11 protein-coding genes are annotated in these 17,100 nt (G+C 40.3%); 6 read left to right on the top strand and 5 right to left on the bottom strand.

Going from position 1 to position 17,100, the window contains the following annotated elements:
* Positions 1-373 precede the first annotated feature (373 nt).
* Positions 374-1,762: an MATE family efflux transporter gene (locus tag U3A58_RS15100; RefSeq protein ID WP_323824715.1), complete on the bottom strand. Its 1,389-nt coding sequence runs from the start codon at positions 1,760-1,762 to the stop codon at positions 374-376.
* Between the two features lie 256 nt (positions 1,763-2,018).
* Positions 2,019-3,503, bottom strand: coding sequence for a calcineurin-like phosphoesterase family protein (locus U3A58_RS15095; RefSeq protein ID WP_323824713.1), 1,485 nt, complete (start codon positions 3,501-3,503; stop codon positions 2,019-2,021).
* 213 nt (positions 3,504-3,716) lie between these two features.
* On the opposite strand from U3A58_RS15095, the gene U3A58_RS15090 reads away from it, so the two are divergent.
* Complete coding sequence (locus U3A58_RS15090; RefSeq protein WP_323824711.1) at positions 3,717-5,327, top strand: amidohydrolase family protein; 1,611 nt, start codon at positions 3,717-3,719, stop codon at positions 5,325-5,327.
* A gap of 187 nt (positions 5,328-5,514) precedes the next feature.
* Here U3A58_RS15090 and U3A58_RS15085 read toward each other — a convergent pair whose 3' ends face one another.
* Positions 5,515-6,474 (bottom strand): tryptophan 2,3-dioxygenase family protein, encoded by a 960-nt coding sequence (locus tag U3A58_RS15085; protein ID WP_323824709.1) that lies wholly within the window; start codon positions 6,472-6,474, stop codon positions 5,515-5,517.
* Between the two features lie 118 nt (positions 6,475-6,592).
* Here U3A58_RS15085 and U3A58_RS15080 point away from each other — a divergent pair, with 118 nt between their 5' ends.
* From U3A58_RS15080 to U3A58_RS15060, 5 genes are all read left to right on the top strand, one after another.
* A complete protein-coding gene (locus tag U3A58_RS15080) occupies positions 6,593-7,798 on the top strand; it encodes an acyl-CoA dehydrogenase family protein (RefSeq protein ID WP_323824707.1) in 1,206 nt (401 codons plus the stop codon).
* A 112-nt stretch (positions 7,799-7,910) separates the two neighbouring features.
* Entirely contained in the window at positions 7,911-9,878 is a 1,968-nt protein-coding gene (locus U3A58_RS15075) for an NACHT domain-containing protein (RefSeq protein WP_323824705.1), read from the top strand.
* Between the two features lie 90 nt (positions 9,879-9,968).
* Positions 9,969-11,006, top strand: coding sequence for a serine hydrolase domain-containing protein (locus tag U3A58_RS15070; protein ID WP_323824703.1), 1,038 nt, complete (start codon positions 9,969-9,971; stop codon positions 11,004-11,006).
* Between the two features lie 56 nt (positions 11,007-11,062).
* Positions 11,063-11,275 carry a hypothetical protein gene (locus tag U3A58_RS15065; RefSeq protein WP_323824701.1) on the top strand — a complete coding sequence of 71 codons (213 nt, stop codon included), beginning with the start codon at positions 11,063-11,065 and terminating at the stop codon, positions 11,273-11,275.
* A 199-nt stretch (positions 11,276-11,474) separates the two neighbouring features.
* Entirely contained in the window at positions 11,475-12,221 is a 747-nt protein-coding gene (locus tag U3A58_RS15060) for a single-stranded DNA-binding protein (RefSeq protein ID WP_323824699.1), read from the top strand.
* A gap of 275 nt (positions 12,222-12,496) precedes the next feature.
* Here the strand turns inward: U3A58_RS15060 and U3A58_RS15055 are convergent, their stop codons facing one another.
* Positions 12,497-14,482 (bottom strand): M1 family metallopeptidase, encoded by a 1,986-nt coding sequence (locus U3A58_RS15055; protein ID WP_323824697.1) that lies wholly within the window; start codon positions 14,480-14,482, stop codon positions 12,497-12,499.
* Between the two features lie 330 nt (positions 14,483-14,812).
* Positions 14,813-17,002, bottom strand: coding sequence for a penicillin acylase family protein (locus U3A58_RS15050; protein ID WP_323824695.1), 2,190 nt, complete (start codon positions 17,000-17,002; stop codon positions 14,813-14,815).
* Between the last annotated feature and the right edge of the window lie 98 nt (positions 17,003-17,100).

Genomic DNA, 17,100 nt, shown 5'->3' with positions numbered 1-17,100 from the left:
TATCCTCTTGTGTGACGCTTGATTCATGCTCGATTTCTCTGTTCTTTTGCCTTGACGCAAAAGAACCAAAAAGTCAAGACGCCAGCAAAGCTTCCCCCCGCATGCCAACCGCCTGGCTCGCTGCTGCGTCACCCCAGCGCGCCCTAATCACAAACACATCTGCTGATGTGGTGGATGCTGGGTTATAATCATCCCACTGTGTGTTCCTGTAGGTACGGGATCATGGGTATTTCGTCATATGATTATAAGTTAATTTTTTTAGTTCCTTCAGATAAATAGTCGAGTGAGCTTACGGGGTTATTAAATATCCTCTTGTGTGACACATGGGCCAAGCTCGGTTTCATATAGACTGAATTTGGGTGTAATATTGGTATTATCCAAAGCCAGACTCCATCCACTCATTTCTATTTCTGAAGGTTCGGATTTTCCAGTAGCCGGTTTTGTAATAAGAAAATGCAACCAAAGCAGCGACTAAATTGGAAATTGGAAATGCCCACCAAATACCCTCGAAGCTCAACTCTGTTTTGGTGGAAAGGATGAAAGCAACTGGAAATCGGACTACCCAAAGACTAAAGATAGAAATCAGCATAGAAGCCTGAGTAAAGCGCGTCCCATTGAATACCCCATTGAGCACTTGCTGCACACCCAAAAGTCCAAAGCTCAAACTCATTATTCTAATGAACTTGGCGCCGTCCTTTATCACTTGAGGATCATTTGGAACAAAGAAAGCTGTCAAGGTTTCGGCAAATAGAAACAAGATTAACCCGATTGCAGTAAGCCCAAAAAATGCAATTTTGGTACTCAGATCACCTATTTTTTCAGCTCGCTTGATTTGACCTGCTCCTATGTTTTGGCCCACCAAAGTAGTCGTGGCGATACCCATTCCTAGGGACGGCACGATAACCAAACTTAGGATTCTAGCTCCTATTCCATAGGCTGCCACGACTTCACTCCCATAGCTGGTCACCAGCATCACCATCAGAGTCATTGCTGCCGCTCTTGAAGACTGCTCCAAGCTAGCCGGTATTCCCAATTCAAACATTCTCTTTACCCAGCGAAACTCAAGGTTCATGCAGCTCAACTTGATTTTGATTCCCTGCTTTCCTCTGAATAAAATATAAAGACCAGCGGCGGCAGATAAACCCTGAGTGATGATGCTGGCAATAGCAGCTCCTGCCACGCCATATCCTTCAATGCTTCCGTATCCAAAAATAAATAAAGGGTCCAGCACCAAGTTCAAAAGCACCGTACCAAATACGATGTACATCGGTAGTAGCACATTACCAATGCCCCTCATTAAGGATTGGAAAACAAAAAACATAAAGAGGAATACAAACCCAAAGGAAGAGACTTGAAAATAAGTGACTGAGTCTTTCAAAATTTCAGGCCCTGCTCCTACCAAACTCATTAAAGGACGAGCAGCGACATATCCTAGAAAAGCCAGAAAAATTGAAATCAAAAAGACGATAATGACAGTTTGCGAAGCCGTAAAATCAATCATTTTTTTATCATTCGCACCTTTGTACTGAGACACGATTACTGTTCCCGCCAGCGTCAATCCAGCACCCAAAGAGAGTACCAAAAATAATATCGGAAAGCTTATACTTACCGCAGCCACTGCATTTGCGCCTAGCCTTCCCAGCCAAAAAGTATCAATTAACTGATAAGCCGTTTGAAGGATATTGGCCATAATAATCGGCCAAGCCAGGGTGAAGAGACTGCGGATTATGCTGACCTCCGCTAGTTGATTTTTCTTAGTCATGCATCATACTGTTGAGATGGATTGTCCATCCACTCGAAGATGCCAGTAAAATTTGAAAATCAGAAGTAGAAGGCTATCTATTATACCATTTTAATAAGATCCATGGACTTAGGGAGTATTTCCTTTTCTGACAATAAAAAGACAATAGCATCTTATGATTTGCAACTCAAGCATTCAGGCTATTTCACTTCTATCTCCCATCTTCGGTCTTCAAGCCTGATGAGCGAAGCAACAGAGATAACTGGCATCATTTTAACTAATCAGATTCAACCTTTTTAGAATACACATTGCCAAATCTATCCTTGGCTTCCACTACCAAATTCTCTTTTGACTCAGGATTAAAAAAGAACATGTGATCATTTAACTGAGGCTCTACCCACTCTCTTCGCTGAGGAAGTTGAGGTCCCAGATGCAATTCTACACTTAATGGATCTACTGCGACTATCTTTTCTGGAGAGCCTTTTTTCATTCCATTTTCAAACCAGCTGATTTCCCAAGCGGGATCATAATTCCAGCAATTCAAACTCATCTGATCAGGAAAATCTCTATGGTATCCTTTGTCATAAACCCTAAACTGCTCATTGATATCCAGACCTGTTCCCTTGTATTGCCATTTTAGTTCAGAGCCTTTAGCCTCATATACTGCATAGCCATTCGGTGTGCCATCAAAGCAAATAGGCCCGGACCACCAAGCTCCACAGACAGTACCATGACAATGTTCATAAACATTACCCATAATCATGTTGTCGTTAAAATGTGTATGTCCGGAAAGTAAATGTGCATTAAACCCCTCCAAAACCTTGTACAAATGATCTCGGTTGCTGACTGTACCACCAATTGTATCCCGATCTGGATAGCGGGTCACCGCGCCAGTGTACGACGGAATATGCAATGCAACAACCACTGTTTTTCCCTTCTCCACATGAGCCAGATCCTGCTCTAACCACGCCAATTGCTCCTCACCAATGTAGCCTATGTACTTGCTCCCTATATAAAAAACATCATCCAATACCACGTAATGCACTTCTCCTCTATTCCATGAATAATAAGTTGGACCAAAATGGCTGCTAAATGTCTGATTACTTAATGCATCCGATCTGACACCCAAATCCATATCATGATTTCCGATCACCTGGAAAAATGGCGTATCATACATCTGCACACTCTGATTGTATTCCTTAAACAATTCCAGGTGATCAAACACCAAGTCACCACATCCAATCCCAAAGAGATTTGGATCATTGAGTGATTTGATCGTTTGCTGAACGTCTGGAGCGGATACGGTCAGCAGTTGGTTGGCTTCGAACTCATTCTGAATCTGCGTGTCAGATAGCAATAAGAAATGATGATTTTCATCATTTGAGCCAGATTTCTTGAGATCAAAACCAATATTCTGATCCGTTTTTGTTTTATCTATTTTTTGGAAAAAATCAGCAGAACCATTCGCAAGCTTCTTTATCTCAAAACCAGAAGGAATGGAGATAAATACAAAGTCGCGGTCAGAGCCCGAAACCAATTCAAACTCACCTGAAGAATTTGTCAATACTACAGAACGACCATCTGAAACTGCCACTCGGGAAATACCTTTTCCATCATTCAGCACCCTTCCTCTTATTCTAATAGCTTTAAAAAGCGGGGATTCCGCTTGCTTCTGTGGATTTGCTAAAAGTGTTTCCTGAAGTCCAAAATACCCCACCGAAGTGAGGCCTATTGTTTTGATAAAATCGCGTCTATTAAACATGGTTAGTTGTTTGTTTCGGGTGTGTTTAAACTTGATTCCTTAAAAATGCGAATTGCATCCATTTCTCAATAGCTCATTTATCAAACTTCTCTATTTGATAATCTACAATCAAGCATAAATTTATGAGTTCAACTTGAATATTCATTGCATTTTAGCTTACTAATCAAGAACTTAAGCCAGCATTCGACCAATTGTTTTATCAAATTTTTAGCTATGAAAAGGAAATTTTCTGATTTGCACTGTCACAATCACATGCGGGCACATCTTCACATGCAGGAAAAAAGAAAAGCATATGAGAAAAAGGATGAATTCAGCCCCTGGACTGTTATTACATCCAATAGAGCTGGCTATGTAAAAGGCAAAATGGGAGCTTCGTACAGCCAATGCGATCTGGTCAAAGCCTGGAATGGAAATGTACGCCTGACCTTCAATTCTCTTTATCCTCTTGAGCGGCAGTTTGTTTTAGGCTTAGACAAAATCAATACGAGTGATTTGCTGAATATTTCGATAGGTATCAGCACCCATCACAAATTGCCTCTTCGGGATCTGATTCAGACATTTTATATGCGTATCCCGCGTGTAACAGTCAATTATGTCCAATCCAAAAATTATGATTACTGGGAGTCTTTGAAGCGGGAATTTGAGTTTGTGCTTATGGATTCGGGAAAAACCATTGAAAGCAATAAAATCCATACAACGGGTGTTTTACGGAGGATTTTTGAAAACGAGAAGAAGCGGGCGAGCAAGTTCAAAAACGAACTTTGGGCTGAAAATGCCCGGTACTTGATCCCTGATTCTAAGAACACATTAGAAGAATCTCTTCAAAATGACGAGGAGATTACGATGATTCTAACCATCGAGGGATCGCATGCGCTGGGAACAGACCTCTTGGAATCTGGAAAAATCACTATTGAAGAAATTTCAAACAGGATTCAGGTAATCAAAAACGACTGGAAAGTCCCTGTTTTCTTCATCACCTTCTCTCACCATTTCAATAATAATCTTTGTGGACACGCCCATTCTATTCCTGATAAAGGGAAAATCCTTTTGAATCAAGTTCACAATATGAACAAGGGCTTCACCGATCTCGGGAAAAGGATTGTGCTGGAATTATTAGGATTGAACGAAAACCTTGAAAAAGATCCAAACCTGGGATACAGAATACTTATTGACGTCAAGCATATGAGTGCTTGCGGCCGGCAGGAATATTACGATCAAATCGTTCGTCCATGTCTTGAAAAAGGAGATATAATCCCCGTGATAGCTTCCCATTGCGGGTTTTCGGGAGTTGAAACCTTACAAGAACATATTGATTGCTTTCATTTGGAAAAAGATGATTTCACCGATAAAAGCAAAAAATTCAATGCTTGGAATATCAATGTCTGTGAAGAAGACATAGAAATGATCGTGAAAACAGGTGGTCTTTTCGGCCTTTCCTTTGATCAGCGCATTCTCGGCATCACCAAAAAGAATAAAAAATCCAAGCGAAATGGAATTGAACTTCTTTGGGATAATATTGAAGGAATTGCCAAGTCTGCATATAACAACCCTAGGCTGAGCGAAGCTGAAAAGCCCAACATATGGAAATGCATGACGCTAGGCACAGATTTCGAAGGCCTTATTGATCCCATCGATCACTATCCTACGGTGTTGGAATTTGAGCTGTTTTCAAATAATCTCATTTTTGAAATCGAACAAGCCAGAAAAGACCCAAATGCCAAACATCTTGCTCATCTCAAATCCAGAGAAAATACAGAAGCCCTGGTAAATGACTTTTGCTACACAAATGCAGAGGCATTTGTGAAAGCGAATTACCCTAAGTAATATAATATCCGAAATTAGACCAGTTTGACTAGACGGAAGACTGAAGACGGGTGACCGAAGTGGCCTCAATGATATAGTTTGATATTAACTATAATGCTTTTGTCTCTGTCAAGAAGAACCGCAATCCTACATTTTGAAACATCTAATTACTTATGTTTTGCTACTAGCATTTTGATTCTCTAGACAACTATTCCTCTCCAAAAATCTCCTTCACTACCCATCCTTTGCCCCATTCCTCTCTTTCTTGCTCAGTCCAAAGTTCTGGGTAGAAAATCACTTTTTGGAATCGCGGAGGCAGATATTTCTGCCAGTTGGTTCCACCTGTTGCGGCAATATCCACAGGATCTCTCTGTAGAAAACGGACAGCTGATTTATAATGCGCAAGTGGCCAAAACACATTTGCTTTCAGATCAAACTGCTTCATCGCCTCAGTCAATTCCACTGAAGGATTTGAGATATCAATATAGCGTTGCCATAAATTTTTGCGTTTGTAGGCATCCATCAGATCCATCAATTTCTTACGGTATTTCGCTTCAAAATTCTTCAGGGTTAGCGTTTTTTCACCAGTTGCTAATTCGATTGCTCCCTGCTGCCAATACAAATTCTCAAAGATATCATCAGTCGGTGTGTGAAAGTCCGGGTCAGTTCTTTTGTTCAATGCCAAAAGGTTAAAAGCATCCGAAGCCATCAGTTCAATCTCCCGATACTGGGCACTTTGAAATCCACTGGATGGCAGCAAAGACATGCGGAATTTCAGAAATTGGTCTCGCTCCATGCCTTTCCACATCACTGCGAATGAACCAATCAACTGATCAAAATACATGATAATGCGCTCCAATCTTCCTTGGAAAAATTCATCTGTAATTGATTGTTCATCAGCTAGTTGTTCCATTTCAGAAATAATAAGCTTAAAATACAACTCCGTAATTTGGTGATAGATTATAAAAATCTTTTCATCTTTAAACGATGTCTTTGGTTGCTGTAAAGACAACAGTACATCTAAATTGATGTAATCCCAATACGTCAGGTAATCTGAGTAAAGTAGCCCTTCCAAATAGGACAGCATGTCCTGGCCGGAAGCTTTGAATTTACGCTGAAGCTGTTCTATTTTATCTAGTATCTTAGGATCAAAGTGGGATTCCTCCATGAGTTTTTTTTAATCGAATTGATAGTTTTTTAACCCCATTTCTGGTTAATTAGAATCGACGAGGGAGCATAAATTCCCGACAAAAGTCACAGATTCATTCTTATAAACCAAAAATAACATGGAGTCAGTTGAAATCCGAAAGTCACTGAAGCAAGATACCTTCGATGGTGTTGATTTTTTAGACCTCGATGACTTACTCACCGAGGAGCATAAATTGATTAGAACTTCCATCCGCGATTTTGTCAAAAGGGAGATTTCACCTTACATAGAAGATTGGGCACAGAAGGCTTATTTCCCTACCGAAATCGTCAAGAAATTTGGGGATGTTGGAGCTTTTGGCCCACAAATTCCCGAGCAATATGGCGGTGGTGGATTGGACTATATTTCTTATGGCCTGATCATGCAGGAGATAGAGCGTGGTGACTCTGGTATGCGATCTACGGCTTCCGTACAAGGTTCGCTAGTGATGTACCCTATTTATAAGTTTGGATCAGAAGAGCAGCGTAATAAATACTTGCCAAAACTAGCTTCAGGAGAAATGCTTGGCTGCTTCGGTCTTACCGAACCTGATCATGGTTCTAACCCAAGTGGTATGGTCACCAACTTCAAAGATATGGGAGACCATTATTTATTGAACGGTGCCAAACTGTGGATTTCCAATTCACCCAAAGCTGATATCGCAGTTGTGTGGGCAAAGGATGAAGCAGGTAGAATTCATGGTCTGATCGTAGAGCGAGGCATGGAAGGTTTCAGCACTCCGGAAACCCATGGAAAATGGTCTCTACGTGCTTCATGTACCGGAGAGCTTGTTTTTGATAATGTGAAGGTTCCCAAAGAGAATATTCTTCCGGGAAAATCAGGTCTTGGCGCTCCACTGATGTGCTTGGATTCGGCGCGCTTTGGAATAGCCTGGGGCGCGATTGGAGCCGCCATGGACTGCTATGAGTCCGCGAGAAAATATGCTGCTGAACGAATCCAATTTGGTAAACCCATTGCAAGTTTTCAATTGGTGCAGAAGAAGCTTTCCGAAATGCTCACCGAAATCACCAAAGCCCAACTCCTAGCCTGGAAAGTAGGCAAAATGATGAATGAGGGCAAAGCCAAGACTGTCCATATCTCCATGGCAAAACGAAACAATGTGGAAATGGCACTCAACATCGCCCGAGAAGCAAGACAAATCCATGGAGGAATGGGAATCACCGGGGAATACCCGATTATGCGCCATATGATGAATCTAGAATCGGTGGTCACCTATGAAGGAACGCATGATATTCACTTGCTGATTTTAGGACAGGAGATTACTGGGATACCGGCATTTGTGTGAGGGGTTTTAACCGCGGAGGGCGCGGGTAGAAATTAATGAAAGATTCAATAAAATATTGGAAAACCGCTATTTCGGATATAATAATAAGTAGGCCTCAATTTAAATAAACAACATGGAAGAACCAGAAAAACTTTTAGTTTCTAATTTAATATTACCAATAGTAAAGGATCTGATTTTACCAAAGATTAAAGCTGTATTTAGCAAATTTTCAGTCTCAAACACAACACAGAATAAAGTTGAAGAAAACTTTGAGAGCTATCTTACTCAGCGTTATGAGAAGTTTCTAACTATTGACACTTTGGTATTTCCTAATAAACAAACTCTGTTAGATGTGCTTTACCAACCATTAACACTAAGCTGTCAGGATGGTAATAGAAATTCTAAAGTTGAAATAAAAATAGAAAATTACCCTGATAAATTAATACCCGAATATTTCAGGGTAATTATTGAGGATACCGCTGGAATGGGTAAGTCAACTATTACCAAAAAATTATTTCAATCTATAATCTTAGAAAAAAAAGGGGTGCCAATTCTCATCGAATTAAGTCAAATAAACCACAAAAATACTATTCTCAAAGAAATCCAAAATCAACTTTCACCAATTGGAAAAAAACTAAGTCAAGATTTTATATTAAAATTAATTAACGAAGGAGATTTTATATTTCTATTCGATGGATTTGATGAAATATCTTTAGATGATAGAGAATTTGTGATTAGAGAATTACATAAATTCATTGAAAAGGCTAATCACAATTATTTTCTAATAACTTCCAGGCCAGAAGATTCTTTGGCTTCATTCGGAGATTTTCAAAAATTCAGAGTGAACCCGCTGAAAAAAGGAGAGGCATATAGTCTTTTAAGCAAATACGACACCTATAGTTATCATTCCATTTCCAAAAATTTAATAAAACAGCTTAATGACAATCCAAACGATTCACTTCAAGAATATCTAAGTAATCCATTCTTAGTTTCACTACTTTATAAATCTTATGAATTTAAAAAAGATATTCCAGTTAAAAAAAGTCAATTTTATCAACAAGTTTATGATGCTCTTTTTGAGACACACGATTTATCTAAAGAAGGTTATTTAAAAAGAGATAAATATAGTAATTTACATATTGATGACTTTGAAAGAGTATTAAGACACATTGGCTATTTTACCTCAATTGAAAATAAGGTTGAGTACGATAAAAACACAATCATAAAATTCATTGATAAAGCTAAAAAGCATTTAACTGACCTTAATTTTAGATCAAGTGATTTTCTAAAAGATTTAATTAAAACTGTCCCTATCTTTAAGAAAGAAGGCAATTATTATAAATGGGGACATAAATCCCTTCAAGATTATTTTGCAGCCAAATTCATTTGGATTGATTCAAGAGATTCGCAACAAGCTATTCTTGAAAAGATGCAAAAAGATCCTAAGGTCAAAAGATTTTACAATCTATTGACTATTTATTATGAATTAGACCCAAATGGATTTGACAACACTATTTTAAAATTAATGTTAACAGATTTTTATAAATTTGTAACGTCAAAATATAATAATTGGGACAAGAAAGATAATAAGATAAAAACACGTATCGAAAATCATTATAATAAATCTTGTGTTATAATAATTTCAAAAAAGGAAGACTATGAAAATAGTAATATTTCAAAAATCAATAAAGACACGTACGAATATTATAGAAAAAAAGTAAACAGTAAAATTTCTATTAGCAATCAAAATTATACAAATTTCAATTATTTTGAAAAACCTAAAGTTGTTGCTTTTTCATTCATTGAAATAGGTAAAAGAAAAAACACATTAATAGAATTAATTAGTAAAACACATCCAAAATTAGCTGAATACAGAAGCCACAAAGTCCACTTGAAAAAGTTGCCAAAACTAAAAGAAGATTGTATTTATCGATTGGATGATGATAGTTCAAATGAATTAAATCAAGAAGAAGTGTTTGAAACAACTAATGAGCTAATAATGAGCGACTTTAGCTTCATATTTGATCCTGCTTTGAAGAAATTAAATGAAATTCTCAAGATAGAATCTGATAAAGTAAAAGACGAACTTTTAAATTGGTAAGACTGAGGATAAAAAATATCCTAGGTTATTTCTTCCATAATAATGCTAAGATACCACACATGGAAAGTTAATCTCTCTTCCAAAAACCTAATGCCCAACACCAAAACCAAACAAACCCTCCGAATCCTATTTATTCTTGCAAGCATAGGCTCGTTGTATTTTGTACCCTGGATTTTGGTGAAGGCTTGGATATTACCCCTACCCGAGACAGTTCAGGAACAGTTAGAAGAAGGAGTTGCGCAGGGCTTTGATGGAATTATTGTTTACGTAGATCAAGGCGGGAAAGCACCTGAGTTTTATGCCGCTGGTTGGCATGACCGAGAAAAGAAAATCCCAGCCTACCCGCAAGCTTTGTTTAAGATTGCCAGTATTACCAAGCTTTATGTAGCTGTGGCGACCACGAAACTAGTCAAGGATGGACGTTTGTCATTGGATAAAACTCTGGCGGAGTACTTTCCGGAATTGGCAGATAGAATAGAGAATTCAGATAGAATTACGCTCAGAATGATGGTGCAGCATAGATCTGGCATTCCCAATTTTGTAAACCATCCGGATTACTGGACTAAGCCACCGAAGAACAAGCAAGAGACTTTGAATTATGCGCTGGATTTACCCGCTGACTTTGAACTGAGTGAAAGCTATGGCTATTCCAATACAAACTACCTGCTGATCTCTGACCTCATTGATAAAACAGTAGGCTATCCTCATCAGCAATATATTCGAGAGGTGATTTTGACTCCTCTTGGGCTGAAAAACACCTACACTTCCCTGAGCGAAGTAAATATGGATGAGGTCATGAGTGGGTACTACGTGGGAGTTGACCAAGATTTCAAGACAGAAGACACAGGGCTAATGCTTGCCACTGCTGAAGATGTGGGTATTTTCCTACGGGCGCTAAATGATGGTTCGGTTTTCGATGAAGGCGAACAGGAGATCTATTCCTCCATTTACGCATACGAACATACAGGTTTGCTTCCTGGCTATCAGAGTATTGCTAAGTACCACAAAGACATCGATACAGTGGTAATTCAGTTTAATAACACCACCAATTTTGATGGGTACGACTGGAACTTGGCGGAAATCATCTACAACCGTGTCGTGAAAATTGTGAGGCGGGATAGAGAATAAAAGGTAATCAACCAGTAAGGAAGAAAATCGTCAATTAGAACTTAAACCTAAGTGTTATGAAATCTCTTACCCTTCTAATTTCTGACTTTGACCAATTAGGTCTGGATAAAAACACGCTGTCTTTTTCTGAACTAATTGAAATTGTCGGAAAAAAAATAGCAAAGCAAACATTAGAAAAAAGCATTCAGCTAGCTGAGAAACATGGGCTTTCCAATATGACAATGGAGGAAATTGATGAAGAAATAAACGCTCACAAGTTCAAAAAGTAACCAGTCGAATTATAAATGCGCATAGAATTCTCAGCAAAGTCTAAATAAAGATGTTCTTAAATTTAGATTCAGTTCCAACATATTCTTCTTTTTTCAGACTTGAAAGCCATTCAATTACTTTGCTTCAATGTGAAGAAAAATAATGATAGCCTCTCTGTTTCATAGACGGAGAAGCTCAACTCTTGGAGAGTTGCCTAATATGTCTGATATATTAGAATTATCAATCATTCTTGTTTACTCAGTCGTGCGTGGGATAAATTCAGGCTCTTTTGATTATGAAGCAGTCGCCCATGCGTTGGGGCAAGCAAGTGTACCTGAATGTGCGGTCGGTTTTCAGCATAGTGCATTACATGTAAATGCCCGCAATTCCGTCTCCCCTCTAAACCTACTTATCTTTTCTAGAATATATATTACCTCCCAAGGCCAAAAAACCCACTTTACCCGACAACAAACGCATACTATCGAATACAACCGACTAGCTACCGACTTAGCGCATACCGATCCTGCAACTTTGGATCATAAGTTTTTCCTCTGGCGAAAACGACAAACAAATTTTCTAACCAAAACAACAAACATCATGAATGCGCTAAGAAACAAAGTACAGCTAATCGGTCACCTGGGAGCGAAAGTAGAATTGAAAACCCTAGAGAGCGGCAAGATCGTAGGTAATGTGAATCTCGCGACCAACGAATCCTACAAAAATCAAAAAGGTGAGCGTGTCACCGAAACTACCTGGCACAGACTTGTAATCTGGGGCAAGAATGCAGAGGTACTCGAAAAATACACCGACAAGGGATCTGAAATCGCCATAGAAGGTAAAATCTCCAATCGAGACTACAGCGATAAGGATGGCGTCAAACGCTACATCACCGAAGTGGTGGTCAATGACTTCTTGTTTTTGGGTGAAAAATCCGCAAAAGTAAGCGAAGCCGATCTTCCTTTTTAATATTACTGGCTTCATTATGTAAAGGCTGGAATCCACAAGGTTCTGGCCTTTTTCTATATGCAACCCCGCTTAAGCAACAAATTAAAAGTATGATTCTAAAAACTTCGATTCTCAGTGGTTAACATCAGATCCAGCTTCTGGGAGAAGCAGGATAACACTTATCTCTTCATTAAACGTAGAATAAACTAACCCCTACCCTCCGCGACAAACTCTGTGGCCTCAGTGATAAGAAAATAAAAAATGAGGCTCTTTTGAAACCTCATTATTCATTCCATTTATCTAGGCCAGACGTTGTCAGCCGTATCCTTATCAGGAAAACGACCATGAGGATCTAGAGTGATTTTTTTGATTTTTCGATCTCCAAAGTCCAAAACGGCATCAAACGTACGGCTTCCGTCAAACCAAACCGTCACTGGCCAGGTCACTTCGGCTGTGGTTTCATCTATCATCCTTGCATTAGACATTTGCTTAATCGCAGAACCCTCAGATTCAAATTCCACTTTCAATACGACCGGCGAAGGCATTTGTCCGGCCTGATGTACTGTAACTGTTGTTTTACCATTATATGTATTTACATCTTGGATTGATCCCTCCACAGACTCAGTGGTAAATAACCAGTAATACCAGAACCACTCCAGATTTTGCCCAAATTCACTATTCATAAAGAACATGTAATCCCAAGGCGATGGGTGTTTGAATGCCCAAGTAGCAGTATATTTTTTCATGGCATTGATCACAGCCTCATCACCTACTATTCCCCCTAACATGGAAAGCATCAACGGCGTTTTGAAATAGGTCTGAAATCTATACATGCTGCCTGCATCATTGGCACTCCACATCATAGGCGCTTCATCTTCCATCCCACTGATTCGTCCGTAGCTTTGTCCCAGACCATCCAGATTATAGTCAACTCCCCTGCTATCTGCCCCAGATAGAATATTCATGTATTGGTTAAAACCTTCATCCATCCAGCCGTAGCGAGTCTCGTTGGTCCCTACCATCATTGGCCACCACTGATGCGCCGCTTCATGATCTGCCGCTCCCTGATTAGAATTGATCACCATAGGGTATTCCATACCGGCACTCGGCCCATCTTGAAGGGTGAGTTGAGGGAAAGGATAAGGTGCCCACAGTTTGGAATAAAACTCCAAGGCATGTCTGGTATTCTCCGCCGCCTTCTTAAAATACTGAGCCCGCTCAGGAATAAAAACCATGTAAATTGGCACAGGGCCTTTGCCAGGAATAGTAGCCCGGCTTGCTTTCCAGATAAATCTATCCGAAGTAGCCCAGGCAAAATCATTTACTTTATCTGCCACGAAGCGCCAAGTAAGCTTGTCTCCTGCTAAAGTCGCTTTACCCGGACCTCGTTCATCTTCTCCTACAAGGGTCACTTCAGCATCAGAGTCAAGCACAGTAGAAAGTCTTTCGATGACTGTTGGAGTCAAAACTTCAGTAGGATTTTGCAACACACCTGTACCGCTTACTATCCAGCCAGCAGGAACGGTCAGTGACACATCGTAGCTCCCGAAGTTGTTGAAGAACTCAGCCGGGCCTAGGTAAAGGCTGGTTTCCCATCCTCGGAGATCATCATATTTCGCCAATCGTGGAAACCACTGCGTAGGCTGAAATAAAGTACTGTCAAAACGTTGAGTCATTCTATGGCCTCTGCCATTGTCACCACCTGGCAATTTGGTATGCCAGTCAATCTCTACTTCCGCAGTAGTCCCTGCTTTGATGGGATTGACCAGCGTGATGGTCGCGACGGTACTTTGCAAATCTCTTACTCGCATGGCAGGAGGAGCATTTCTGCTAGGCGGAGCAGCATTCAGATCCACTGACTCTCCATCCACCGTAATGGCTGTTACAATCATTCCCTCTGTATTTTCCGCAGGAACTGAAAGTCCGCGAGGCACATCTCCCCTGAAAATATTATGGTCAAGCCGAAGAACGATTTCATTCAAATCGTCTTTGCTATTGTTATGCACCAAGATTTTCTCCGATCCAGTGATCGTCTGTGTGCTTGGATCCAAACTGGCTTTGATGGTAAAGTCAGTTTCCAGCTGCCAGTAATTTTCTCCGGGCTTCCCGTAGAAGTTTCTAGAGCCTTCTTCAAAAGCTTTGCGAATGGAATTCGTTATCGGTACATCTTGCCGGATTACGCGAGTGTCTGTCTCTATGGAAGTTCGCAGAGACTTGGTTTGATCTTGCTGCGCAAAAGCCACAGAAGTACTCAGAAACAGTAAAAAGAGTATTTTTCTCATCAGCTTAGGTGGGTTTTTAAATAGTTGGAAAACTTAAATAAAAATCTAACAACACGCTCACATGATGAACATGAGCGAGCTATAGATTTGGCAATTATTTTACACTTTTTGCTTCTTACAAAATAATTATTGTGATTATCCGCAATGATACCAGTTACCTTAGATACTTCGCTTATCTGGTCGGAAGACCGATGACGGGAGACCGAAGCTGCCTCAATTCTTGAGTTCACCAAATCCTTGCTTCCTTACTGGCAGAAAAGCGGATATACATATTAATTATTCAACCGGCCCAATCCTCCACCTTTATGTCTGAGATCTGAACACTGATCACTACAATTCCCTCTTCCCTGGCACATAGCGCTCTTCTGCCCTAGCCTCCACATCTTCCCGATAAAATGCGACATCCTTAAAATTACCATCTACATAATCCTGAGTCTGGTCATCGAAATGAGGAGAATTCGGGCCCGAACTTTGACCTCCTGCGAGAATTGATTTTGCTTTCACTTTATCTCCAAAGTCCACAGCAGCCACAAAGCTATTTCCTCTATAACCATATAATCGCTTAGTTCCAGGATAGGTTTTCGCTCCAAAAGCCGCCAAAGCTCCCCAAGTTCCAGAAGCCATTCCCACCGGCGAATATTCTTTTGCATCATCGAATGGCATATCAATTTCTCCGGTTAATCGCTGGAATCTGTTAATCTCTGACCATGGCGTATTCCATGTGCCAAAGTCCGCATTCATTTCCTCCAGCGTCTGGCTAAAAGTTGCAAGCAGTTCTGCGGGAGAAGGGTTTGGAATAGTACTATTTTCGTCAGTATTAAAGCTGATTAGGTTATTGATGCTGCCATGATTCCGCATGAAATTCATTCCAAAAAAATGCGCCATAGACATAGCCACTGATTCTTTGGACGTCCTATAATCCCATGACTCCAGGACTTTGATAGGCTCCATGAACTGGGGGTCTGCTACACCTCTCTTTTCATAAGCTTGCAGTAGCATAGGGATCAGCTCTTCAAAAGCAGGCAAGTATGGATCATGAGCCAAACTGATCAAACTATCCAACGTCAATCCTGAAGCTTCATTAAGGACTTTCACTGCATGAATTCCCCGGAAGTTCTCCTGATCTGGAGCCATGTAAAATGGATAATCTTCTCTCTTTGGACTAAACTCCCCAGCTGCAGTAAATGGCGTAGAATTACAATTCTGAATCCAACCTGTACCGGGATTTAAGATCATAATACTTTCTTCCACGGTATGTAGACCTTGCCAATCAGAATTGGGATCTGAGCCATCCACAGGTTCAGAAAAGTCAAAACCTTCGTTTCTCTTTGGTATAAAATTGCCATGGAAATAGGCAATATTCCCATCAGCATCTGCGAAAACGGTATTGTTTGAGGAATTTGTGCGGATATCCATCATTTCCTTAAACTCAGCATGATTGCTCAGTTTTGTCCGAGTGAAGCTTTGGATAAGTGCATTGACAGGATCCCAATTGATCTTGGTAACCACCCATTTATCCTCAATCTTATGCGTAATGGGACCATGGTGAGTTCTATAAAAAGTGAATGGCTTTTCCTGAATTTCCTCCCCATCCTTATATTTCAACAATACCTCAAACTCTTCCACCGCCCGGCTTTCGTCACCATATTGGTATTCATATTTACCATCCGTCTTAGAAACCTCCTCTACGAATTCATCTATAAAATCTACTTGGGTGGACGTATGCATCCATCCGGTTTTTTCATTGAATCCCTGATAGACAAAAAACTGCCCCCAAGTCACTGCACCATATGCATTCAAGCCTTCTTCGCTCACCACATGAACTTCCGGTCTGAAGTAAAATGAAGTATGGGGATTGATAAGCAGCATAGCATTGCCAGAGGCAGTCATTTTGCCATTCAACGCAATCCCATTAGAACCTTTTGGCTCATCCAAAAGGGATTCACTAAACAATTCATCCTTATTTAAAGCCATAGCATCAGGATCATTTCCGGCATAAAAAGATTGAATCCTTCTCGTAGGGATCTGCTCGATATCACCACCGATAGATCCTTCACTGAAAAACATCGGCATCCATGGCTCATAGTGAGTTATCACCTGTGGCTTCACATCTGGATGTGTGGCCAAATAGTAATTCACTCCATCGGCAAAAGCCACACAAAGTTCTTTCAGCCAATCTGGCGCGGACTCATAAGCAGCTTTTGCTTCAGCTTCTGTCATGTATAGATTAGCTCGAAGATCACTATAAATTGCTTCCTCACCTTCCAACTCTGCAAGTCGACCTGTAGCCCAGATGTAATTGCGCTCCACTCTTCTGAAATCATCCTCGCACTGGGCATATAGCAATCCAAAAACTGCATCAGCATCGCTTTTACCATAAATATGGGGAACCCCAAAATCATCCCGGATAATCTCTACCCGGCTGGCTGTGTCTTCCCAACGTTCGGGTTCGCTAAGTTCTTTGGGCTTGCAGGACCAAATTAAAGCTGGTAAAACAAAAAGCAATATGCTCGATTTCATCTGTTTATAATTTGTTTTTTTAAGGTCACATAGCCTGTCCCGAACTCGATTCGGGAGAATCTCGCATGGTAGATAATCATCCTAGTGTGTGACGCTTG

It is taken from the genome of Algoriphagus persicinus (genome assembly GCF_035156415.1).
GTDB lineage: Bacteria > Bacteroidota > Bacteroidia > Cytophagales > Cyclobacteriaceae > Algoriphagus > Algoriphagus persicinus.
This window is presented reverse-complemented; position numbering and strand designations above follow the sequence as displayed.

Excerpts from the sequence above, each read along its gene's own strand:
- U3A58_RS15100 (WP_323824715.1), bottom strand. The coding sequence starts at position 1,762 with ATGACTAAGAAAAATCAACTAGCGGAGGTCAGCATAATCCGCAGTCTC.
- U3A58_RS15095 (WP_323824713.1), bottom strand. The coding sequence starts at position 3,503 with ATGTTTAATAGACGCGATTTTATCAAAACAATAGGCCTCACTTCGGTG.
- U3A58_RS15090 (WP_323824711.1), top strand. The coding sequence starts at position 3,717 with ATGAAAAGGAAATTTTCTGATTTGCACTGTCACAATCACATGCGGGCA.
- U3A58_RS15085 (WP_323824709.1), bottom strand. The coding sequence starts at position 6,474 with ATGGAGGAATCCCACTTTGATCCTAAGATACTAGATAAAATAGAACAG.
- U3A58_RS15080 (WP_323824707.1), top strand. The coding sequence starts at position 6,593 with ATGGAGTCAGTTGAAATCCGAAAGTCACTGAAGCAAGATACCTTCGAT.
- U3A58_RS15075 (WP_323824705.1), top strand. The coding sequence starts at position 7,911 with ATGGAAGAACCAGAAAAACTTTTAGTTTCTAATTTAATATTACCAATA.
- U3A58_RS15070 (WP_323824703.1), top strand. The coding sequence starts at position 9,969 with ATGCCCAACACCAAAACCAAACAAACCCTCCGAATCCTATTTATTCTT.
- U3A58_RS15065 (WP_323824701.1), top strand. The coding sequence starts at position 11,063 with ATGAAATCTCTTACCCTTCTAATTTCTGACTTTGACCAATTAGGTCTG.
- U3A58_RS15060 (WP_323824699.1), top strand. The coding sequence starts at position 11,475 with ATGTCTGATATATTAGAATTATCAATCATTCTTGTTTACTCAGTCGTG.
- U3A58_RS15055 (WP_323824697.1), bottom strand. The coding sequence starts at position 14,482 with ATGAGAAAAATACTCTTTTTACTGTTTCTGAGTACTTCTGTGGCTTTT.
- U3A58_RS15050 (WP_323824695.1), bottom strand. The coding sequence starts at position 17,002 with ATGAAATCGAGCATATTGCTTTTTGTTTTACCAGCTTTAATTTGGTCC.